This window comes from Pseudoalteromonas sp. NZS127, from assembly GCF_015864805.1.
GTDB classification, from domain to species: domain Bacteria; phylum Pseudomonadota; class Gammaproteobacteria; order Enterobacterales; family Alteromonadaceae; genus Pseudoalteromonas; species Pseudoalteromonas nigrifaciens.
In genome coordinates this window covers 49,749-71,037 of sequence record NZ_JADYWN010000018.1, presented here as the reverse complement: position 1 = coordinate 71,037, position 21,289 = coordinate 49,749, and the positions used below count along the sequence as shown (strand labels likewise).

18 protein-coding genes are annotated in these 21,289 nt (G+C 40.4%); 12 read left to right on the top strand and 6 right to left on the bottom strand.

Annotation, left to right across the window (positions count from 1 at the left end; genetic code table 11):
- Positions 1-50: 50 nt before the first annotated feature.
- The 3 genes from I6E78_RS14905 to I6E78_RS14895 all read right to left on the bottom strand — a co-directional run bounded on the left by I6E78_RS14905 (position 51) and on the right by I6E78_RS14895 (position 2,929).
- Positions 51-908: an RNA-guided endonuclease InsQ/TnpB family protein gene (locus I6E78_RS14905; RefSeq protein WP_231618012.1), complete on the bottom strand. Its 858-nt coding sequence runs from the start codon at positions 906-908 to the stop codon at positions 51-53.
- A 225-nt stretch (positions 909-1,133) separates the two neighbouring features.
- A complete protein-coding gene (gene arsB, locus I6E78_RS14900; RefSeq protein ID WP_197182807.1) occupies positions 1,134-2,156 on the bottom strand; it encodes an ACR3 family arsenite efflux transporter in 1,023 nt (340 codons plus the stop codon).
- An 11-nt stretch (positions 2,157-2,167) separates the two neighbouring features.
- Positions 2,168-2,929 carry a metalloregulator ArsR/SmtB family transcription factor gene (locus I6E78_RS14895; RefSeq protein ID WP_197182806.1) on the bottom strand — a complete coding sequence of 254 codons (762 nt, stop codon included), beginning with the start codon at positions 2,927-2,929 and terminating at the stop codon, positions 2,168-2,170.
- Positions 2,930-3,199: 270 nt separating this feature from the next.
- Here I6E78_RS14895 and I6E78_RS14890 point away from each other — a divergent pair, with 270 nt between their 5' ends.
- The 6 genes from I6E78_RS14890 (at position 3,200) to I6E78_RS14865 (ending at position 6,367) form a co-directional block, all read left to right on the top strand.
- Positions 3,200-3,796 carry a tyrosine-type recombinase/integrase gene (locus I6E78_RS14890; RefSeq protein ID WP_197182805.1) on the top strand — a complete coding sequence of 199 codons (597 nt, stop codon included), beginning with the start codon at positions 3,200-3,202 and terminating at the stop codon, positions 3,794-3,796.
- A 374-nt stretch (positions 3,797-4,170) separates the two neighbouring features.
- Entirely contained in the window at positions 4,171-4,572 is a 402-nt protein-coding gene (locus I6E78_RS14885; protein ID WP_192532828.1) for a hypothetical protein, read from the top strand.
- 88 nt (positions 4,573-4,660) lie between these two features.
- Complete coding sequence (locus I6E78_RS14880) at positions 4,661-4,846, top strand: YodC family protein (protein WP_192532827.1); 186 nt, start codon at positions 4,661-4,663, stop codon at positions 4,844-4,846.
- A 2-nt stretch (positions 4,847-4,848) separates the two neighbouring features.
- Positions 4,849-5,118, top strand: coding sequence for a DUF6953 family protein (locus I6E78_RS14875; protein WP_192532826.1), 270 nt, complete (start codon positions 4,849-4,851; stop codon positions 5,116-5,118).
- A gap of 215 nt (positions 5,119-5,333) precedes the next feature.
- Positions 5,334-5,804, top strand: a complete 471-nt coding sequence (locus tag I6E78_RS14870) for a GIY-YIG nuclease family protein (protein WP_197182804.1) — start codon at positions 5,334-5,336, stop codon at positions 5,802-5,804.
- 284 nt (positions 5,805-6,088) lie between these two features.
- Complete coding sequence (locus tag I6E78_RS14865) at positions 6,089-6,367, top strand: hypothetical protein (protein ID WP_192532829.1); 279 nt, start codon at positions 6,089-6,091, stop codon at positions 6,365-6,367.
- 423 nt (positions 6,368-6,790) lie between these two features.
- Here I6E78_RS14865 and I6E78_RS14860 read toward each other — a convergent pair whose 3' ends face one another.
- Together I6E78_RS14860 and I6E78_RS14855 are read right to left on the bottom strand one after the other, a co-directional pair.
- Entirely contained in the window at positions 6,791-8,224 is a 1,434-nt protein-coding gene (locus tag I6E78_RS14860) for a helix-turn-helix domain-containing protein (RefSeq protein WP_024606399.1), read from the bottom strand.
- Entirely contained in the window at positions 8,221-8,664 is a 444-nt protein-coding gene (locus tag I6E78_RS14855; RefSeq protein ID WP_182679186.1) for a DUF6932 family protein, read from the bottom strand. The genes I6E78_RS14860 and I6E78_RS14855 overlap by 4 nt, the downstream gene beginning before the upstream one ends.
- Positions 8,665-9,133: 469 nt before the next feature.
- On the opposite strand from I6E78_RS14855, the gene I6E78_RS14850 reads away from it, so the two are divergent.
- Both I6E78_RS14850 and I6E78_RS14845 read left to right on the top strand, forming a co-directional pair.
- Positions 9,134-12,394: a hypothetical protein gene (locus I6E78_RS14850; protein WP_197182803.1), complete on the top strand. Its 3,261-nt coding sequence runs from the start codon at positions 9,134-9,136 to the stop codon at positions 12,392-12,394.
- A 71-nt stretch (positions 12,395-12,465) separates the two neighbouring features.
- Positions 12,466-13,110, top strand: a complete 645-nt coding sequence (locus I6E78_RS14845) for a hypothetical protein (protein ID WP_197182802.1) — start codon at positions 12,466-12,468, stop codon at positions 13,108-13,110.
- A gap of 220 nt (positions 13,111-13,330) precedes the next feature.
- On the opposite strand, the gene cadR is transcribed toward I6E78_RS14845, so the two are convergent.
- Positions 13,331-13,720, bottom strand: coding sequence for a Cd(II)/Pb(II)-responsive transcriptional regulator (cadR, locus tag I6E78_RS14840; protein WP_024606396.1), 390 nt, complete (start codon positions 13,718-13,720; stop codon positions 13,331-13,333).
- A gap of 79 nt (positions 13,721-13,799) precedes the next feature.
- Between cadR and I6E78_RS14835 the strand changes: the two genes are divergently transcribed.
- The 4 genes from I6E78_RS14835 (at position 13,800) to I6E78_RS14820 (ending at position 20,312) form a co-directional block, all read left to right on the top strand.
- Complete coding sequence (locus tag I6E78_RS14835; RefSeq protein ID WP_010554767.1) at positions 13,800-14,417, top strand: cation transporter; 618 nt, start codon at positions 13,800-13,802, stop codon at positions 14,415-14,417.
- A 454-nt stretch (positions 14,418-14,871) separates the two neighbouring features.
- Positions 14,872-16,191: a TolC family protein gene (locus I6E78_RS14830; protein WP_051501955.1), complete on the top strand. Its 1,320-nt coding sequence runs from the start codon at positions 14,872-14,874 to the stop codon at positions 16,189-16,191.
- A 14-nt stretch (positions 16,192-16,205) separates the two neighbouring features.
- Positions 16,206-17,141, top strand: a complete 936-nt coding sequence (locus I6E78_RS14825; RefSeq protein WP_036973832.1) for an efflux RND transporter periplasmic adaptor subunit — start codon at positions 16,206-16,208, stop codon at positions 17,139-17,141.
- A 60-nt stretch (positions 17,142-17,201) separates the two neighbouring features.
- Complete coding sequence (locus I6E78_RS14820) at positions 17,202-20,312, top strand: efflux RND transporter permease subunit (protein WP_197182801.1); 3,111 nt, start codon at positions 17,202-17,204, stop codon at positions 20,310-20,312.
- Positions 20,313-21,289: the final 977 nt, after the last annotated feature.

Here is a 21,289-nt window from a genome sequence, read left to right as displayed (position 1 = left end):
CTATCATTATAATTGACATTCTCACCTTGTAAAGTGTACAGGTAATTATTTTAATTTAAAGTGTATGGGTGTACGTTTAAATCTTCGAACACTAAAATGTCATTTTCATTGGTTATCTGGCATGAAATTTTGTGTGCAAAGTCGAGCCTTTGCCGTGAGATTTTGCCGTGTAATTTGTTGATGCGTTGTTTGGTTTTGTGCCAGCGATTTGAACCTTTAGTTCGGCGTGCAAGCTGGCGTTGCAATTGATTTAATTTTGCTTTTGATTGCGTTAAAAACTTTGGATTGTCGGCCACGTAGCCGTTCGAGCCAACTACCGTTTGCTTTGAGTTAATGTCAAAACCTGTGATTGTTTTTAAAACGCGAAGCGCTGTTTTGCACTCCACTTCTTGAGTAATACTGCATTCCCATTTACCGTGGCGAAACTGAACAGTTACCGTTTTGATCTTGCTAGCCAGTTCGCGATGTAAAATGATAGGCACTTTACCAACTTTTGGAATACTGATAGTGCCATTTTCAATGCGGATACAGTTCGAGTTATTGACCGCTCGAAAACTGTCATTGTGAAGCTTTTTCTTTTTGTATGAAATCTTGTGTTTTGGGAAACGTTGTAAGCGCCCCTTAGAAAACGCATTTTTCATTGCCGTTTCTAAATCACGAGCAACTTGCTGAGCTGCTGCCGAGTCAAAAGACTTAATCCACGTAAACTCTTCAAAAGGCTTTATTTCCTTAAGAAGCGAGGCCATATCATTGTAGAACAAGAATGTTTTATCAAACTCATATCGACGCATATTTTCAGACAGTAATAAGTTCCAAATACCACGCGCTGTCGCGCCAAACTCAACGAGTTTAGCTTCTTGCCCTGGCGTAGGATTTAGCCTGTAGTTGTATCTAAGCGTCTTTTTCATATACTGTATAGACTACTGTATGGAAATGAGTTGTCAAGATGGAATATGAGACTAAATCACACTGCACTACCATTCTCATCAAGAACAGGGCTAGTTATTCCGATTCATCCCACCGACGCCGCTTCGCGTCGATCAATGGGTTTTCTCGGAAGGATTCGATAAAACTAGCGCCATTATCAAGTGTCAGTTTGTCATAAGGGTGAGTTTGCATAAGAATCCTCTTAATTATTCGTTAAACCAATGTTTTGTTCTGTTTACAATCGCTACGAGAGACAGCATGACAGGCACCTCCACAAGAACGCCAACCACGGTTGCTAGCGCTGCACCTGAATGCAAGCCAAAAAGAGAAATAGCTACAGCTACAGCCAACTCAAAGAAATTTGATGTACCAATTAAGCACGATGGAGCTGCAATATTATGTTTAAGCTTGATTTTTAGCGCAATAAAATAGGCAATGATGAAAATGCCATAGGTTTGAATAACCAGCGGAATCGCGATTAGCAAAATATTGAGTGGTTGGTCTAAAATAGTGTTAGCTTGAAAGCCGAACAACAGCATAACTGTGGCTAATAAACCAATGACAGAAAATGGTTTTAACTTTTCTAACAAGGTTGTGATAGCCGTTTCATCACGACCTGAGCGGTTTAAACTTCTTCTGGTGAGTACGCCTGCGATTAAGGGTAGCAATACGTATAAGACGACAGAAATAAACAAAGTTCCCCAAGGCACATGAATATCTGTCACTCCCAGCAATAATCCTGCAATTGGAGCGAACGCAAAAATCATGATGATGTCGTTAACCGACACTTGAACTAACGTGTAGTTTGCGTCGCCTTTAGTCAGTTGTGACCAGACAAATACCATTGCCGTACACGGTGCTACGCCAAGTAAAATCATTCCTGCGATATATTCTTGCGCAGTTTCTGGTGAAACAAAATCGGCAAACAATCCTTCAAAAAACAACCAACCCAATGCAGCCATAGAAAATGGTTTGATAAGCCAATTAATCACTAAAGTTAACACAAGTCCTTGTGGGTTTTTGCCTACTTCTTTAATTGTTGAGAAATCTATTTGTACCATCATGGGGTAGATCATTACCCAAATGAAAACTGCAACAACCACATTGACATGGGCAACTTCAAGCTTTGCTATCGCTTCAAAAAGAGGTGGGTAAACAACCCCCAGTGCCATACCAGCAGCAATTGATATCGCAACCCAAACAGATAAATAACGTTCAAAAATCCCCATAGTCATATTCCTTAATTACAGCAGCTTGCAACACGCGTTGGGCGATCACCCATAGCATTCAATCTGGCTAGCTCTTGTTCAATAAAAATAGGTTCATTCACTACCGTTGATGTAATAGTTTGCTTCATCCACTCTGGTAGTGTTGGATTAATTGAATAAAATACCCATTGCTGATGCTTTCTGTCAGATAAAATGCCAGCTTTTCTAAGCTGTGCTAAGTGACGGGATACTTTAGGTTGGCTTTCTTCATCTAGCGCAGTCATTAACTCACAGACACATGCTTCACCTTCAACAGCAATAATTAATAGACTTTTCAAACGAATATCATCAGCTAACGCTTTGTAAAAAGTAGTTGGTGTGATTGGCGCTGGTTTTTGCTTTTCCTGTATCAGCAAAAACATTTTGAGCCGTTCATTTAGCTCTTGTAGCGTTTTTTCAAACGGGTTGGCATCTCTACGAGAACGAGGTTCAGGGAAATCCCAAGCAAGGCATTTAGTACCATTGACTTGGCTATCACACTCTTTTGCCGCTTTATCACACAGGGTAATAACAAAATCAAAATGGATATTGCTAACTTCATCAAGGTGTTTTGAACGTAAGCCATCAGTCCGCAACCCAAAGTGCTCTATAGCTGAAAGCGTACGAGCATCAACACTATGTGGCTCAGTCCCCGCGCTGTAGACTTCATACTTGCCTTTTCCGTGATGTTTTAATAACGCCTCAGCCATGATAGACCTAGCTGAATTTTCAGTACATAAGAAGAGAACTTTCATGAATTACCCATATAATAAATTAATTATATAATAAATTTGTTATACCTGTAATGCAATACATTTTTTGAAACTGAAAGTTACGACTAATCCTTTGTGCCAAAATAACAGTTTCGCAAGCACATTTTTGTTTTAATAGATTTAGATGAACGTCCATTATTGTGGCTTAAGTTGTGTGAATAAGTAGTTGAGATGCTCTAACGCATTTTTTCAAAATCCTAATCAGTAGTACATCCGCTATCCTCCATAATGACTTTTAAATAGGAGGTCACTATGAAACCAGAACTAAATCACAATGCTACTGGTGTGAAACGCCCTTTCAAGCTTGAAGAGGTTTGGCGTATTCGCACTCGAATAGAAATTCAAAACAACTTGATGCAATTGGCCCTACTTAACTTGGCTATAGATAGCAAGCTAAGATCATGTGACTTACTCTCTTTAAAAGTTCGAGACGTCGCTACTCACGACCAAGTATTTGAGAGGGTTCAATTGACGCAGAAGAAAACAGGGATAGAAGTTCAATTTGAGATAACTCCGAGAACACAACAAAGTATTAGCCGTTGGGTTCAAGAAGTTAAATTGCAACCTAGTGATTATTTGTTTCGGAGTTTACGTCGCTCTAATCAACCAATAAGCTATTCATATTACAGGTCTATCATCAGGAGTTGGGCTGAGCAATTAGGGCTTGATTCTGACCTATATGGAACTCACTCAATGAGAAGAACCAAAGCGACTTTAGTTTATGCTCGAACCAAAAATATACGTGCCGTTCAGTTACTACTTGGTCATACAAAAATTGATAACACCATCAGATATTTAGGAATAGAGATTGAAGACGCCATTAAAATATCGAGAGAAACCGATTGTTGATTTAACGCAGGCAGTGTTCTTATACTGCCCTTGCCCCAAAACGTGTTGAGGCGAATGCCTTAAAAGAGCGATAACCGGTCATTGAGACTGGCTAAACATCGTCGTTAATAGATTGGTTAAACTGCTCTTTGCGCATATATTCATGAAAATGAGCGGTGAGCGCATATTGATCTATTTAACTTAATTCAAATATTTTAGAAAACTTAGTGATAGTAATACCTTAGGTTATTTGTTAAAACTATATAGAGTAGACAAATGAGCGTTTAGTCGGCAGAAATATGCGCGATGAGCGCACTATTAAATTGTTATACGAAATTAATGAGTCGCAATAAATGATTTGTTCAAAGTTAATAGAGCTTATTCCGTCAGCGATAATGGCTGCATTTCTGGCTTATATCGCATATCAACAAATGGCAATTAATAAAAGAAAGTTAAATCTTGATCTTTATAATAAGCGCTTTTCTGTATACACAGACACACTCCGCTTCTATCAGGAGCTTGTTGATGAGAAAGTTAGCCAAGAAACCCACCGTTCTTTTATTGCCAGTAAAGAAGCATCCAGGTTTCTATTTTCTGAAGATTCCAGTATTTTCGAGCTTCTTGACTTAATGCATTCGGAGTCATTCAAGATTACCGGCTTTAAACAGCATGGAAAGGAGGTTTCAGGAACCCCTGAGTTTGTTGAAGGGTTTAAAATTTCACAAGAAACACTTTTTTGGTTTGGCAAGCAGCTAACAGAGCTAAAAAACAAAATGAGCCCCTATTTAAACCAGTAGGCGCGTATAACAATGCAAAACAATCCACTACAAAGCCGCAGCTGTTCGCGGCGTTAGTCAATAAACTGAAAAAATAAGAGGTGTATTCATGACAAAAAACGCTAATTTCGAAGTCGGAGATATCGTAAAGATCAAGTCTGGCGGTCCAGAGATGACTGTTCGTTCTGTACCGTCACAGCATGCTGCGTACTATATTTGCCAGTGGTTTGCGGGGAAGAAACTTGAGCAGGGTAATTTTCCTAACGACTCCCTAGAATCCGTAGATAAGTCTTAATCATGACAGATGCTAAGCAAACAGCTTCATGGATGCTATCTCAGATTGAAAAAGATGGCTGCATCTACCAAGACGATGCGGTCGATCATCTTATAAAGGATGGTGTCGAAAAGCTCTTGCGCGAAAATGCAGACGGTAATCTTGTGTTAGGTCGTGAAGTCTTAGCTGAGTTTAAGAACATTACTGAGCATAATGTTGTCTGGGTAAAGCCGGATCGTTACTGGCGCTACCGAGTAGCCGAAGATGAGCCCGGGCGCGAAGCAAGAGGCTAACAAAAGCAGTCAAGGCGATGCCAAAAAGCGGCGCGCTTGCTGCTGGCGTTGAGGCTGTAGAATTACTCTTTTTTAAGAAAATAGACCGCTTTTATGAGTTCAAAATGCATTACCTAGTGTGAGAAAGCTCTTAGGTTTGCTGTAGGAGCTTATTATTTAATTGAATTCGGCTGTTGGGGTTTTTCTATAGAACCGTTAGGGCTACAAGGAGATATATGGCACTCTACTTTATCATTGAAAATGAAGACTTGGTGAACCAAAGAGTTAAGATCGGTATTAGTAATAACCCAACTCAACGTCTTAAAACTCTTCAAACGGGCAACTCCCGAAGATTAGCTCTTATGGGGTGGATCAACAGCGATAAAGACCGGAAACTAGAAAAAGAATTTCATCAGAAATACAGCACTGTAAACGTTATTGGCGAGTGGTTCGAAATAAATCACGAGATAGTTTTAGAACTACTAAAAGTGCACAGTTACTGTAGCTACATAGCCAAACAAACTAATGCTGGTGAACTGATAGGGCATGATAGTGATGGTATTCCAGAGTATGCGGACGTTTGGGAATGGGCATCACTAGATATATCAGAATTCTGCCCTGAATGTGGCAGTGGTTTAGGGCTTAGTTACAATGAAAACTATGGTGGCGAACGATGTCTTCAATGTGGGTTCACGGTGCAATCGTAGGCTTTTTTAGTGCGTTGCTAATGTCAGCGGTTGGTACTTTTGCGAAGCTAGGCTGTTCACTGAAAAGTTAAATTTATTTCGAGTAGGAGCCTAACCTTGCCCGATAACATTACTATCCGTCGTTTTGATGCAAAATAACGAGCTTAATTCCTAGCTATTGTAATTACGTGTTTACAATGATAATTATTGGTGAAATTATCAGGGTATGTAATATAGGCCTTTTTGGTGTGTTATAAACCACCAAAACCGTGTTCAATAAGCTGTTAGTTTTCAAAAGGGTGAATATGTCCAATCAAGAAAATATTACTAAAAATTATATCTTTGAATTCGACGAAATGGGTAGTAGTGAACCACCCATATCACGAAGTTATTCTGATATAAATACTCCTATATATTGCTCTAAAGAATTATGCAGCAAGCCAAGCTTACGTGTAGACGATGTAATTAATAAAATGATTGAAAACAACCTTTCAACTAAAGGTTTGTTTTGTAATGGTATTGAAGATGGAACTCGACCATGTGGCGGTTTCTTTGAAGTAAATGCTATAGGCGACAAAAACTAACTAGTTGCTTAAACGGAAAAATAACAGTTGGTCATCGCTATGCGATTATAGCCAACCATTATTTTCCGCTTAGCGAAGCGTTAACGACCGCTGTATGGCACAGAACCGCCCGTCGACACTAACTTATAATTGTCCATCGACGATTTATCAATATAACTCACCTTTGCCCCAAAATGTGTTAACGTAAATACTCTAAGGGCGGCTGCGAGCGAACTACGGACCGGTGATGAGAATTAAGGCATTATTATTTTTTTGATTCTACATAGCGGACTGACGACCAACAAACTAGTAAACTTCGCACAATTAAACTGTTTATAAATTTAGCTCTTGATGACTTTAACCTATATTCAGGAAAATGAACAATTTGCGCATTCTTAAATTGTTATACAAAAAAAGGTCAGCATCAAAGTGCTGACCTTTAAATTATTCGGCAGATATTTGCTCAATAAGCTCTCTATTTTCAGTGTTTAATCGTTCGATATAGATATGAGAAAGTAAATTTTCAAAGCATAAAGTATTAGGCTCACATGTACTTGTTTGTAAGTTATGAGCAGCTCCCCACCAGTTAACGTTATTTCCTGTTTTCTTTGAAATTGCATCGAGCTTATTTGCTACTTGATAAGCTAAAACACCGCAGTCTAATTGATAGTTCTCGGCAACTTGAGTTACTGAGCCCTTTAACCATGAAATTTTTCCATTTGCATTTTTAAAACATTCTTCAATAAATGATTCGGCATTCTCTCCAAGAAGAACCTTAGCTGCAAAATTATTAGCGTCAATTTCTTCTTGATCGTTACGCCTTTCATCACTAGTTTCGCTTAACTCAACAATAGAGAACTCTTCTTGTTCAGGCGATTGGCTTGCATGATATAGTTCGTGCAATAAATCAAACATCCACTTAGAATTGTGTCTCGATTTTTGCTTTAACACGATTACATTCCTGCCTTGAATACGCCAAGTTGCGCCATGAAAAGCACCAGAATCATTTAATGAAATTACTGGGGTTCCTAAGCTTGTTACGTAAGATAGAATAGATTCAAATGTAATCTCGCCGTATGTTTCTAATATAGACTCGCGAACAACATTATGTTCTTGCGGGATTGTCTTTCGGTCGAGAGAACAATTATTAGCAACTATATTGGCAATAGAATATGCATATTGGGTATAAGCACTTGTATATACTTCATTTGCTCCTACTGGCATTTTAAACCGAGCAACCATTGAACCATCGCGCCCAATAACTAGAGGTGCATCCCCAAGTAACAATTCTTTTGTCCAACCAAAAATAGAGCTCAATTTCTCGACGGTCTTTTGTACCCATAGCCCGTAATCAAATGACATCACATCTCTTGGTGCAATACGTTTTTCAATAAACGTTTTATCTAAGCCAGCATCACTTAATTTAGATAGAAGAATATTTTTCTCTCTAGATTCTTTAGGTAAAAATACGTCTTCAGTAATTTTTAGATCTAGTGCCTCTACGATGGATACTAATGTTTTGAAACTCGCTGAGTTATATTCAGTGTTTTCATATCGCTGTATTTGCTGTTCTTTCATCCCTAGTCTTTCAGCAAGATCTTTCTGAGTTAACCCCATCGAAATTCTAGCCATGATTAGAGCTTTTGGTAAATCAGCAAGGCTATTTACATCAAAAACAACTAGATCACCTGACAATAAATGCTCGTATTCCTCGGCTTGCTGAACTAACTCATCACGTTGACAAATTAAAGCGTCAATCTGAGCTTTTGCTAAAAGTGGAGAAAATCTTGGTTCTTCTGCTTGTAACTTTTCAATAGCACCAGAAAACTCTTCGACACGCTTTCTTGTTAATGCTAGTTGTTTGTTATTCTTAATCATAATGAACCTCCAATTTTAATCGCCACAATGCCTTTCTTTTCACCTGTATTTTTATCAGCCTGAAAGAAATCTACGAATAATTTGCCAGAACCACCTTCCGGAAGTTCTGCAGGGAAAATGTCACCGCGATACTTCTGCTCCATTGTTGCCCGCCCCTTAGGGCTAAAATCTAAAAGTGCGGGATCTACTTTTTCTTCAATCACATCAATAAGGCTCCAACATAAATCGTAGTCGCCTGGAATTTCTTTTGAAGTTACGAAACTCCCGTCTATGTATACCAGCGGACAGTTAGCTTTCTGCAATGCACATATTAATAGCTTCAAACCATCAATCAGCCATGCTCGCTTAGGGTTATAGCCAAAGCGATCTACAAGCTCTTCCATAGAAGCTAAGTGGATCCCTTCTGGTAAATTTCCCGTACTGTCAAAATCTGGAATCATACAAACCCCTTCCCCAACAAAAATGTTGTGTAAACTGGGCATTATATAGCATGTATTTGCTTGCGGTGCAATTTTTTATAACAAACTGTTTAAGAGTGATTCGCAACGCGTGGTATTCTTTCAATTCGTTGCCGAAGGTCTGCTTTCTAACTACTTATCATAGATAGTACATTGGGGTGTAGGGCCGAAAGTGCCGCGGAGCCGAACTTCAGCTCTAAATCGTTTCTGTCCAGAGGCGGGTTATGTATTTAACTCGCCTTTGCCCCAAAATGAGTTGAAAAGTAATCTCGACTACAATGGTCTGCACCCACGCAACCAATCCTGAACTTGAATGCGCATACAAGAAATCTCACCTTACTGCTGGGGAAATCTAAAGTATCCATAATTATTACTTGGCAATAGAAAATTACGAAGTGATAATTGGTGTAGGAACAACACATTGTTAAACAGCTAAAAAGAGTTAAATAACATGGAAGCAGCTAATAAATTTTCTCCAAAAGAGTTTCTTCGAAAAAGACGGCCAGAAAAATTCTCAGATTCAATCGTGGAAGAGACCGGAACTCTTGATAGGGCTTTTCTTGAATACTACTTGTCTTCCCTGAATAACCGAAGTCAGGAGCTTCAATTTGAATCATTTTCAAAAGCTGTTTGTGAAAAAGTTATTTGCTCAAATTTGTTAGAGCAAACTGGACCTGTCGCAGGTGGAGACGGAAAAACGGATACTCAAACATTTCCTGTTTCTGAGCAAAATAGGTTGATGTGGTATGAAGGGGTTAATGAGTCTTCACATAAGGAGCGTTGGGCGTTTGGTGTAAGCACCAGAAAAGACTGGAAAGCAAAGTGCAAGGAAGATGTAAAAAAAATTGCTGGCACGAATCGAGGTTATGTTAAGGCATTTAATGTAACAAACCAGTTTGTTAAATCGGATCAACGAAGTGATTTAGAGGACAAGCTTTCAAAAGAGTTTGATCTTGATGTTCGTATTCTAGATCGCAGTTGGTTACTTGATCAGGTTTTCAAAAATAATTTACAAGACATTGCAATTGAAACTTTATCTATACCTGTATCTTATGAGCGTAATGTTACTTTGGGTGCTGGTGACTACAGGAAGGATGTAGAGCTTGAATCTCTAAATAAAAAGATTTCAACTGAAGTAGAACCTAAAAATATTACTCTAGAACAAGTTAATTGGTTCTTAAGGGTAGCTGAACTAAGTACAGAATTGGAAAAGCCTGAGTTGGAATGCAGAGGATTATATGACAGAGCAATTAATGTTGCAGAAAAGTTTGGCTCCAACCAGCAACGTCTTAATGCTTATTATGGCTATGCATGGAAAGCACATTTTTGGTTAGAAGATATTGAATTGGTAGAACAAAACTTGGTGAAGTCTATTGATTGCATCTCAGACTCAGAGAGTTCAACCAAATGGGAGAAAGTTGTCACTTTATTAAACGTGTATAGGGGACACATAAAAATCACAGGATTTGATGGCAATGTATCAATAGATGAAATTAATGAAACAGTTTTAACGAAGCTGAAAGAAATCGCTTCTGATGATACGAAACCAAGCAACGCCCTATTAGCTGAAACGCATATTGAAATGCTTAAGCTTCAACAAATGAATTCGGTGAGTGATACTGCTCCCATATTTGCTAGCTTAAAGAAAATTGTCGAGAAAAGTGAACACTTAGTTGGGTATCCATTTGAACAAGTATTTGCAACATTTAACGAAATGGATGATTTTTTTCATGAAGTTGTTGAATACGAAGATTTAATGGACTATCTCATTGAAAGCACTTCAAAACGTGATGGAGAAGTACAGGGAGCAATCAAATACTTAAAGCGCGGTTTTAAAAGGCTTGAAACAGGTAAGCCATTGCAGGCAATTACTCTTATTGGCAAAGCTCTTTCTGGGTTGTATAAAGAAGAATCTAGTGAAGCTGTGATCTTGGGGCTTCGCGCTATTTCCTCAGCGTATGAATCTGTTGGTCTCTTGTGGGCGGCAAGAGCCAGCGCTTTATTTGCCTCTTCTTTGCTAATTGATGACTTTTGGAAACATGATTTTCTTAATGAAAAGCAAGTGGAGTCATTCATTCGACTCTGCTGGATTGAATTGCGACTTGGGAGGCTAGGACAATCTCTACAATGGTATGAATTATCATTGGTTGTTCAATCCAGATTAGGTGAAAGCTTAATTAGTGAGAATGAAACAACCAGAATTGACGCCTATATCAGTCACCTTTTGCTCAATGAAAGATTAGAAAGCCTCAAGACACTGGAATGTATACCACAATCACTTATTCGACTTGGGTTGCTAAATTCATCTGGCTTTTTACAGTTTGCACTTGGATATGATCAAGATCTGAAAGAAGTATTCAAAGATAAAAATGAAAAAGAATTACTAGACTATTTAGTACTTGTTCGGGACTACGATTTTGGTATCAGTAAAGCGAATTTAGAGGATATAAGCGTCAGGCGTGGAGAAATAGAAACAAATGTTTTAGGTTGTAAGATATTTATTAGCTACCCTATGAGAACTCCATATTTGGAGCTGTCGGAGTCAATCTTATCTATTGTTGAGTCATTTTTTGCTACAGGACATCTAAACAACCTGCACGCAAAAGAATCCAAATTAGAAATTGAAATCATCGCAGATGATGAAGATGAGCTGTCTGTTTCGCATGAAATAGATGATAGTGGCGGGTTATTACGCGTCATTGTTACTTGTTCAAGTTTTGAAGTCGAAACAATAAACAAAAATGCTCAACTTGCTTTGCATAATTGGGGGAGCGAGTTCTTGATCGATATTCTATGCAGAATATTTTATGTAAATGATCCTAAGTCATTTGCTAAAGAGCTAATTGCTGATGATAAGGGGATGGAACGTTCGGTCTCATTTGCTTCGAGCTTTGCGGCAACTTACAACGTTATTGGAAAGGAAGCACTGAAGGATGCTCAAAAGTTTTTCAATTGTGAGAGCAGTGATAAGTTTGTATTAAAAAGGGAGTTGGATTGGGATAAAGATTATCCAAAAACAAAACTAGAAACCGAAGAGTCTAATCAATTAAAGCGAGGGACTACTGACATTCCAATTGAGCTGATGGAACCAGAGAAAATGAAACATGGCGATTTTACGGTACAGAGTTTAATAAAACCTAGACTATGGGACAAAGCAAAGTGGAAAGGTGTCGGTTTTTCTTTATATCCCGATGGGACAACGGGTATAGATTTAATTTTTTCAGATGAAGGTGCTGGTGACCAAGTATTTCAAGATTTGATAGATGAAGTTGGTATTGAAAATAGGCAATCAAGGTTGCAAGTCAATATTTTGAAGGGGGTTTCAACTAAAGAGCCGAATAACTATCGTGTACAGATCTGTGAAAACTTTGATGCTTCTTCTCTATCAAAGCAAACAACTATGATAAGTCGCTTAAATACTATGACACCAGCATCAGGCGATAATCTCAGAAACTTTGTAAGTGCTCTTGAAAAGAAAAAGAGTTGTAGGCTTAGTTATGGCACAATAGATAAGGGAAAAATGTACAAGCCAGCAAACTCAATTAACAGTTATATAAAGTTGGACTCGCTAAATATTATAAATGCGTGGGAAGTTGAGATTAACAGTATGGAATCTGCTGCTATCCAGTTAGAGGATGCTCCTGTGATTCCAAAAGAAGTTGATAATGCACCTGTTTTAAAAGTGATAGAACAGAGGAGAAAAGTACAGTAGTAGAGACTCTCGTACTTGAATTATCATTTCCTTAACAATGCGTTAGCTATATTTCGTTAGGATTTGTATAAATGAATGGATTTGATCAATATATAAAACCCAGTAAAAAGAAGTTTGAAGCCGACCCATTTGGTTATAGCTCACTCGGAAGAATACGATGGGGGGTATTAGCAGAAATGGCAGGATTCGAACATATTGATATCGAAAAGCCCGCTACTGCGGAAGAATTAAAAAATCCTGTATTATGGCTTACTCAAGCTGAAGCCCTCAGTAAAGCCGCATCCATAGTGATAACAAGTAACCCTGAATTTGAAAACTTCCCAGAGAATATGCGTGGGATTTGCGATGGTCAATTCAAAGCAACTGGTTTAATGATTGTTGGTTATAGCTTGGAAATTTGCTTAAAAGCTATGCTGATAATGATAAAAGGTATTGATATATACATCAGCGAAGAAAAAAAACACCGACATCACAAGCTTCATAAGTTGGCTGATTTTGTGCCTAACCTATCTGAAAAAGATATGGCTATTTTGGAGTTGCTAACTCATTACGTTTATTGGGCTGGCCGTTATCCTGATCCAGCTTACGGATTTGAGCAAAAAACTGAACAAATTTTCGACTTAGCAGAAAAACATCAAGTAACAGTCAAAGAGGTATTTCAATTAGCAGCTAAAGTTATGGGGCATGCTAGAATCGTGGCGAATGAACTATTATGAGTAAGGTATAGCTAACAAACGCAACAAGTGAAAGGACTGCTAACTTGTTTATGTCCAGAGGCGGGTTATGTATTTAACTCGCCTTTGCCCCAAAGTGAGTTAACATAAATACCCTAAGGGCAGGTTTAATATTAAATAGCTCTATACAAATGACGAATGTTAGCCGATAGATACAAGTTAAGGTGAGCGCGCACAGTGAAATTGTGTTCTTCTTACAATTTTAAGTGTGTAAATAATTTAAAATACCACAGTCCCTAATGGTTTTGTCTTGGTCACACGATGACGCCATATTTTCGAGTGATGACTTTAATACGTTTAGCTCTTCAATGCGAATAATGACGTCTGATAAATGCTTAGCTATTAACGTATTGATATTTGAACAGCTCTGATCTGGCCTCGAACGACTGTCCATTAGCGTTTTTACTTCCATGATAGACATATCTAATGAACGACACTGTTTGATAAACAGGAGTTGTTCAATAGTCCCCTTGTCGTAGACACGATAATTTCCACTTGAGCGCTTAAGCTCAGGCAAGAGCCCCTTCTTTTCATAAAAACGAATGGTCTGAATACTACAACCTGTCGTCTTTGCGACATCACCAATTTTCATTTTTTTCTCCTAACCGTTGACTCTATACCAAGTATAGACTTTATACTCATACTATTCATCAGTAAAGAGTGTGTTTCTAATGAGCGGATGTGGGTGCGAAGTTGAAATAAAAGACCAGTCTCAACGACAGGTTTTGTATTGGCTTTTGGGAATAAACGCGACAATGTTTGTTATAGAAATGGGGATCGGGTTGCTTGCTAATTCAACCGCATTAATAGCCGATTCACTTGATATGCTCGCCGACGCAGTTGTCTATGGTGTTGCCCTTTATGCTATTGGTAAATCGCTATTGCACAAAGCCAATGCGGCTAGAATTAGCGGCTTTTTTCAGATGGCACTGGGTGTGTTGATTATCATTGATATTGTAAGACGGTCAATTTACGGTAGCGAACCTGTATCGGGACTAATGATGGCTATGGGGGCAGTTGCACTGGTTGCTAATGTCATTTGTCTTGTGATCATACGCAAACAAAGAAATGAAGAAGTGCATATGCGGGCAAGCTGGATATTTTCAGCCAACGATGTTATTGCCAACTTAGGTGTTATCTCTGCTGGCGTTTTGGTGTTTTGGCTCGATTCTCGATGGCCTGATCTGGTTATCGGTGTGATAGTTTCGTGCGTTGTGTTGCGCGGGGCAAAAATGATCCTCGAAGATGCTGGAAATGAAAGACAGCGAGCGCTTAATGCGCAAAGTTGATAAGAACATGCCAATTTTTAATTGCACATCAAAACTGCGTAGGTTGGCATGGCTACTTATTACTTTGCTCATGTGTCAATCGGGCTTTTCGTTCGCCGCTCAATGCGATGACTACCCTGCGGAGGTATCGTCAGTCCCTGAACAATCAAAGTCGATAGGCACTTATGATGTTCCCGAAAAAAATGTAAATGCTGGTGATAATACGTCGAGTGAAGAGTCTAAGTGTTTCCATTGTGTGCTGTGTCAATGTGGACAGATTAAGTTTCTGGCACAGCACCCAATAAATGACGTATCTAAACCGTTATATACCAATCAATACAGTTATTCCCGCAACGTCACTGACGGCCTAGTCGAAGGCCTTTTGCGCCCACCTCAACATTAATCCATTCCCTCCTATATGTTTGCATGGGTGCTTTCCATGAATGTCGTTATCTTATGAACAAAAGGTTCTTTTATGAGTTCTTCACGCCCATTGGGCATAAAAAAAGCTAGCTCAGCGTATCTGAAATTGATATCTGCTGCACTGGTAACCATGAGTATATCTGTTCAATCTGCCAATGCGCAAAAGTCTTCAATCACGCTTGAAAATGCGCTCAAACGCACATTATCAAACAACCCAGATTTAGTTGTGTTCGAATTTAAATCTTCGGCTTTGGATGGTGAATCAAAAATGGCCAGCTTACGACCTGAAATGTCTGTTGGGGTTGAAGTTGAAAATGTGTTGGGAACAGGCGAAGTGTCTGGTATCAAAGATGCCGAATTGACACTGACCTTATCGTCGGTCATCGAGCTTGGAGATAAAGTCAGCGGCCGAATGAATGTGGTGAGTTCAAAAAAAGCACAACTGCTTACACAACGGCGCATTCGTACGCTGGACATCTTGGGTGAAACAACTCGACGATATATCAATGTCATTGTCCAACAAGCGTTGCACAAGACTGAGCAACGAGCTGAAATGCTGGCTCGCACAATGCTTCAGACAGTCTCTACACGGGTTGAAGCGGGGGCTTCTTCACCACTTGAGAAAAAACGTGCAGAGTCAGCGTTGTCGCAGGCGCGTTTGTCGTTATTGATAAGTGAACAAAAACTCAATGAGTATAAACGCGACCTGGCCATCATGTGGGGTGACACTAACGCTGCGTTTGCGGAAGTTGAAGGGACACTGTTATCGTTTCCAAATTCACTATCACTTGAACATATGCTTTCACAGCTTCAAAGCAATCCACACGTTCTGCTTTATGCTGATAACTATCGGGTACAAGAGGCCAGATTGAGAGTGGTTCAGGCCAGTCAGCAGTTCGACATTGCGTGGGAAGCCGGTATCCGAAGAATGCAGGGAATTGATGACACAGCGTTAGTCGCCAGTATTTCGGTGCCGTTAAATACCAAGCAGCGGAATCTAGGTGAATACGAACAACAGCGCGCATTGCTTGACAGTATAGACTATCAAAAACAAGCGAAAATTCGTGAACTCACTCGCCAATTAAATCAAGTCATTAGCGCAAAAGACCAAGCCTTGCTCACTGTTACGACCCTTCAAGACAATGTCGTCCCAACATTGGAATCTGCATTGAAATTGGCGCGGGATGGCTATGAAAGTGGTCGCTACAACTACATAGAGTGGGTGACAACGCAACAGCAACTCATAGATATGCAACGAACTATGATAAAAGCCGCAGGCTTAGTTCACCTTCGAAGCGCAGATCTAGAGGCACTTACGGGAATTCCCGTGTTTTCTGACTCTCCCTCGACGTCTGCTCAATCATCACAATGAATAGAGAAAAAATAATGAATAAATCACAATTTACATTAGTTACTAGCGCACGTGACTTGCTTGGCATGTTAGTCATGCTAGTTACTTTACTGTTTGCTTCTGTCGCCCTGGCTGATGATGACGATGAGGAAGCCGAAGAAAGACCCGAGTACGTAGTGTTATCTCAAGAACGGATGCTTGAACACGATATCGTGACTGCATCGGCCGCATCAGGAACATTATCGCTCACAACCAGAACCTTTGGGCGGATAGTTCATGATCCTGCGTCACTGAGTCATATTCGTGCCCGCTTCGACGGTGTTGTAAAACGTATCATGGTGAATATTGGAGATAAAGTAGAAAAAGGTGACACACTGGCAATCATTGAGTCAAACGAGAGTTTAAATCAATACTCAATCACCTCACCGATGTCTGGAAAAATCATAGCTAGACACGCCAATGATGGTGAGCTCACCAACGGTCAAGTACTGCTTTCTGTTGCTAATTACTCTCGCGCAATTGCTCAATTGGCTATTTTCCCCAAACAACGTACTCGTATTGCCGCTGATATGGAAGTCACTTTAAGGCTTGAGGAATTGCAGCAACAATCAAGTATAAGCCACATTACGTCCTCACCTGATGACAAACCTTATTCTATCGCGTTTGTGAACGTTGATAATGGCAGTGGTTATTGGCCTTTAGGCGCTATGGTAGAGGGTTATATTCAGATTGGGTTCCAAGAAGTCAATCTGGCTCTCCCCAAAAGTTCAATACAAGAGTTAGATGGGCAAACCATTGTTTTTGTCAAAGAAGGGGAGCGATTTTACCCCCGCCAAGTAAAGCTTGGGAACACGGACAACCGTTTAGTAGAGATTGTGAAGGGCGTTCAAATAGGCCAGCAAGTCGTTGTAGAAAATAGCTATCTACTAAAAGCTGATTTATTAAAAATGGAGGCGGGCGATGATGACTAATTACCTGCGCATTTATTGTCAAAAGCAAAGCCAAGTCCATAAAAACGGTGAGGTGAGAACATGATAGCACCAATACTCCGTCTATCCATTGAGCGACGTGGTGTCATGATGTTGTTCGCCTTGTTTGTCGCCTTTTTTGGTATGTACAGTTACAAACAATTGCCGATTGATGCTGTGCCTGATATCACCAACGTGCAAGTGCAGATAAATACCGCAACCCCAGGTTACTCGCCTTTGGAGACTGAACAACGCATAACGTTTATAGTTGAAACCTCGCTGGCCGGTTTGCCTAATTTATCGTATACCCGCTCGATATCACGCTATGGTTTGTCGCAAGTCACAGTCGTGTTTAAAGAGGGCACTGATTTATATTTCGCACGAAATCTCGTCAACGAGCGTCTCACCGCCATCGCGGCGCAATTGCCAACAGGGTTAACCCCTGAAATGGGCCCTATCTCCACAGGCTTGGGTGAAATTTACATGTACTCGTTAAGTGCTGAGCCTCAGGCGCGACAGGACAACGGTCAACCCTATGATGCTATGGCATTAAGGGAGATCCATGATTGGGTAATTAAGCCCCAATTGTCGCTTGTTGAGGGGGTGACCGAGGTTTATGCGATAGGCGGATTTGAAAAGCAATATCATGTGAATCCTAATCCAGTCGCAATGATAAACTTTGGGATAAGTACAGGTGACCTTCTCAGTGCGCTAGAACGCAACAATGCGAATCAAGGCGCTGGTTTTGTAGAACAAAATGGGCAACAAGTACTGATCAGATCGGAAGCCCAACTTAAGGGCATCGACGATATCGGCCAAGTGGTTGTTAAGATCATTGATGGCGTACCGGTAAAAATTCAAGACATCGCCCAAATCAACCTCGGTAAAGAGCTGCGCTCTGGAGCCGGCACGTTAAATGGCCAAGAAACAGTGATTGGCACGACAATGATGTTAGTGGGAGAAAACTCTCGTACGGTCGCCAAAGCTGTGGACAGTAAGCTCGAAACCATTAAAACAAGCTTACCCGAGGGCGTAATCCTTGAAGCGGTTTACGATAGGACAAGCCTCGTTGACAAAACCATCGACACAGTGCAGAAAAACCTCGTCGAGGGCGCTTTACTTGTCATCGTTGTGCTATTCGTTTTGCTTGGGAATGTGCGAGCTGCACTTATTACCGCCGCTGTAATACCCTTGGCAATGCTTGCCACGATATCGGGCATGGTCAAAACAGATGTGTCTGCTAACTTGATGAGTTTAGGCGCACTGGATTTTGGCTTGATTGTCGATGGCGCAGTTATCATTGTTGAAAACTGTATCAGACGATTATCCGAATCCCAGAAACAAAACGGCGCTACTCTACCGCTCAAAGAAAGGCTGAATGTTGTATATGAAGCCACTAATGAAGTCATACGCCCCAGTTTGTTTGGTGTATTGATCATTACCATTGTTTATATCCCCTTGTTCACGCTCACTGGCGTCGAAGGTAAAATGTTCCACCCCATGGCAGCGACCGTGATAATGGCTTTGCTTGCCGCAATGGTATTTTGTTTTACCGTAGTGCCTGCGGCGATAGCAATTTTCATGAGAGGTAAAATTAGCGAAAAAGAAAGCCCAATTATTAAAGGTGCAAAGGCAGTCTATCGTCCTGTTTTAACCGGAGCGCTGCGTTTTAGATGGCTAGTGGTAGTAGCAGCGAGTGCTTTGGTTGTCGGCAGTTTATGGATGGGCAGTAAATTAGGCTCCGAGTTTATTCCCCAGCTCAATGAAGGTGATATCTTAGTACAAGCGATACGCATCCCTGGGACTGGGGTAGAACAAGCAGTTGAAATGCAAAAAACTCTTGAAGCGAAACTTATGCAGTATGAGCAAGTTCAGACGGTATTCGGTCGCACGGGTACGGGTGAGGTCGCTACCGATCCTATGCCGCCCAACATTACTGATACGTTTGTTATTTTGAAGCCTAGGGAACAATGGCCCGATCCATCAATGACTAAAGCCGAGCTAGTCGAAACGTTTGAAGAGGACTTGTTTACCTTGCCCGGCAATAATTATGAATTTACCCAACCTATTCAAATGCGGTTTAATGAATTGATCAGTGGGGTAAGGGCAGATTTGGGCATAAAACTATTTGGGGATGACTTAGATACCCTCTTTGCATCTGCTTCTGACATTTTGTCCGTTATTTCAACGATTGAAGGGGCTGATGACGCGAGGCTTGAGCAGGTAGAAGGCATTCCAATCTTCACCGTCACACCAAAGCCTAATCAATTGGCACGCTTTGGTTTGGATATAGCCGACTTGCAGTTATGGCTCAATGCTGCGACAGGTGGAAAAACCGCTGGAATGATTTTTGAAGGCGACAGACGCTTTGAAATTGTCGTGCGATATGCCGACGACATTCGAAATGAACTCACTCAGCTTGAGAGCGTTCCCATAGTCACGCCCTCTGGTGAGCATGTACCAATAAGCGAATTAGCCACACTTGCATTTAAAGAAGTACCTAGCCAAATAAGCCGGGAGAATGGCAAACGTAGTATTGTTGTCACAGCAAATGTGCGTGACAGAGATATTGGCACTTTTGTTGAAGAAGCTCAGGCGAGAATTAATGATGAAGTAGATTTACCTGCTGGTTATTGGCTCGACTATGGTGGAACCTTTGAGCAGCTCGAAAGTGCGAGTCAACGATTGACGATTGTGGTACCGGTTACGTTGTTTGTGATTTTGACAATGCTGGTAATTGCGTTTGGTTCTATACGCGATGCGTTGATTATATTCACAGGTATCCCTTTGGCATTAACAGGCGGTGTAATGTCTCTTTGGTTAAGGGATATGCCTTTATCCATATCCGCGTCGGTAGGATTTATCGCGTTGTCTGGGATTGCCGTATTAAACGGATTGGTAATGCTGTCCTTCATCAAGCAACGTTTGCTAGAAACCGGAGAATTAGTGAATAGCATTGTTGAAGGGGCACTTATTCGTTTGCGTCCGGTATTAATGACAGCACTAGTGGCAAGCCTTGGGTTTGTGCCCATGGCGTTCAATACGGGCATAGGTGCAGAGGTGCAACAGCCTTTGGCCACGGTGGTCATCGGCGGGATAATATCGTCAACCTTGCTAACACTGGTAGTGCTGCCTGTACTCTATCGACTCGTGCATAGTAAAGGGGATCAGTAGTGTTCTTGGGCATTTATTCGTAAATGCCCAAGTTTTACCTGAACGATTTTTAGGTACCTATTGACTCTTTATAAGTGGTACATCATGTACACATATTGATTATTTACATGAGTAACATTGGCGCTTTTGCGCAAAAGCACCACGCTATACCTATCGACTTCACCCCATTTAGGCGCTGTATAGCGCGTCTAGCATTGAGTATTCACTTTTACATTCACTATTTCACCAGTTACGGATGAAGCTACGATAAAATCGCAGGCTTGAGCGCGCCAAGCCGACTCACTGGTTGTCATTTTAACGCGTAAAACCCCCTTAAATTAGGTAAAAAAGCGCCTGACCACATAATAAAAAAGTGAATTTTTTCACTTTTTCATCTCAGACTTTTAGCTGCTAAGACTCTATGAAATAGCCATATTGAGACACGGTGAATCCTTTTTTATGGGCATTAATTGATACGTTGGTATATTAAAAAGTGAATTTTTACACTTTTTTATCTCAGACTTTTAGTGTGCTAGCGTGTCGTAAATGGCCAGATTGAGACACTTTTCACTCGCATTTTTCACGATTAAAACTGTCTCAAATGTTAAAAATTAGACGTTTTTGTGTCTCATTCAAAAAGCTAGATCGCGCGCAAAGCCTTGCTGTGTAAGGGTTTGAGGGGAGGGGAGCGTTTTCTTCTAATAGCGGGAACTATTGGATGGGTTTTCTTTAAATTTCAATGGTTTATTTGGTTTGAGTCGTGTTTTATTACTGTTTAAAGTGAAGTGATTTGAGTGTAAGTGATTGATTTTAAATAGTTTGAGGTTGATTCAAGACCAGTTCGCGTCCTTGTTTAAAACGTATCCACACAGAGCGCTAAAATCGACACCTGATAGGCACTTATAAAGTTGATAATATCACGGGGTTTTATTGTTGCGACGCTTAGTTTGTTTTTTATTTATATTTCAATTGCTTACCTAGTTTGAGCCGTGTTTGAT

Coding starts and splice junctions, on each gene's coding strand:
- I6E78_RS14850 (WP_197182803.1), top strand. CDS start 9,134: ATGGAAGCAGCTAATAAATTTTCTCCAAAAGAGTTTCTTCGAAAAAGA.
- cadR (WP_024606396.1), bottom strand. CDS start 13,720: ATGAAAATTGGTGATGTCGCAAAGACGACAGGTTGTAGTATTCAGACC.
- I6E78_RS14880 (WP_192532827.1), top strand. CDS start 4,661: ATGACAAAAAACGCTAATTTCGAAGTCGGAGATATCGTAAAGATCAAG.
- I6E78_RS14845 (WP_197182802.1), top strand. CDS start 12,466: ATGAATGGATTTGATCAATATATAAAACCCAGTAAAAAGAAGTTTGAA.
- I6E78_RS14870 (WP_197182804.1), top strand. CDS start 5,334: ATGGCACTCTACTTTATCATTGAAAATGAAGACTTGGTGAACCAAAGA.
- I6E78_RS14885 (WP_192532828.1), top strand. CDS start 4,171: ATGGCTGCATTTCTGGCTTATATCGCATATCAACAAATGGCAATTAAT.
- I6E78_RS14905 (WP_231618012.1), bottom strand. CDS start 908: ATGAAAAAGACGCTTAGATACAACTACAGGCTAAATCCTACGCCAGGG.
- I6E78_RS14860 (WP_024606399.1), bottom strand. CDS start 8,224: ATGATTAAGAATAACAAACAACTAGCATTAACAAGAAAGCGTGTCGAA.
- I6E78_RS14825 (WP_036973832.1), top strand. CDS start 16,206: ATGAATAAATCACAATTTACATTAGTTACTAGCGCACGTGACTTGCTT.
- I6E78_RS14820 (WP_197182801.1), top strand. CDS start 17,202: ATGATAGCACCAATACTCCGTCTATCCATTGAGCGACGTGGTGTCATG.
- I6E78_RS14895 (WP_197182806.1), bottom strand. CDS start 2,929: ATGAAAGTTCTCTTCTTATGTACTGAAAATTCAGCTAGGTCTATCATG.
- I6E78_RS14835 (WP_010554767.1), top strand. CDS start 13,800: ATGAGCGGATGTGGGTGCGAAGTTGAAATAAAAGACCAGTCTCAACGA.
- I6E78_RS14875 (WP_192532826.1), top strand. CDS start 4,849: ATGACAGATGCTAAGCAAACAGCTTCATGGATGCTATCTCAGATTGAA.
- I6E78_RS14855 (WP_182679186.1), bottom strand. CDS start 8,664: ATGATTCCAGATTTTGACAGTACGGGAAATTTACCAGAAGGGATCCAC.
- I6E78_RS14890 (WP_197182805.1), top strand. CDS start 3,200: ATGAAACCAGAACTAAATCACAATGCTACTGGTGTGAAACGCCCTTTC.
- arsB (WP_197182807.1), bottom strand. CDS start 2,156: ATGGGGATTTTTGAACGTTATTTATCTGTTTGGGTTGCGATATCAATT.
- I6E78_RS14830 (WP_051501955.1), top strand. CDS start 14,872: ATGAGTTCTTCACGCCCATTGGGCATAAAAAAAGCTAGCTCAGCGTAT.
- I6E78_RS14865 (WP_192532829.1), top strand. CDS start 6,089: ATGTCCAATCAAGAAAATATTACTAAAAATTATATCTTTGAATTCGAC.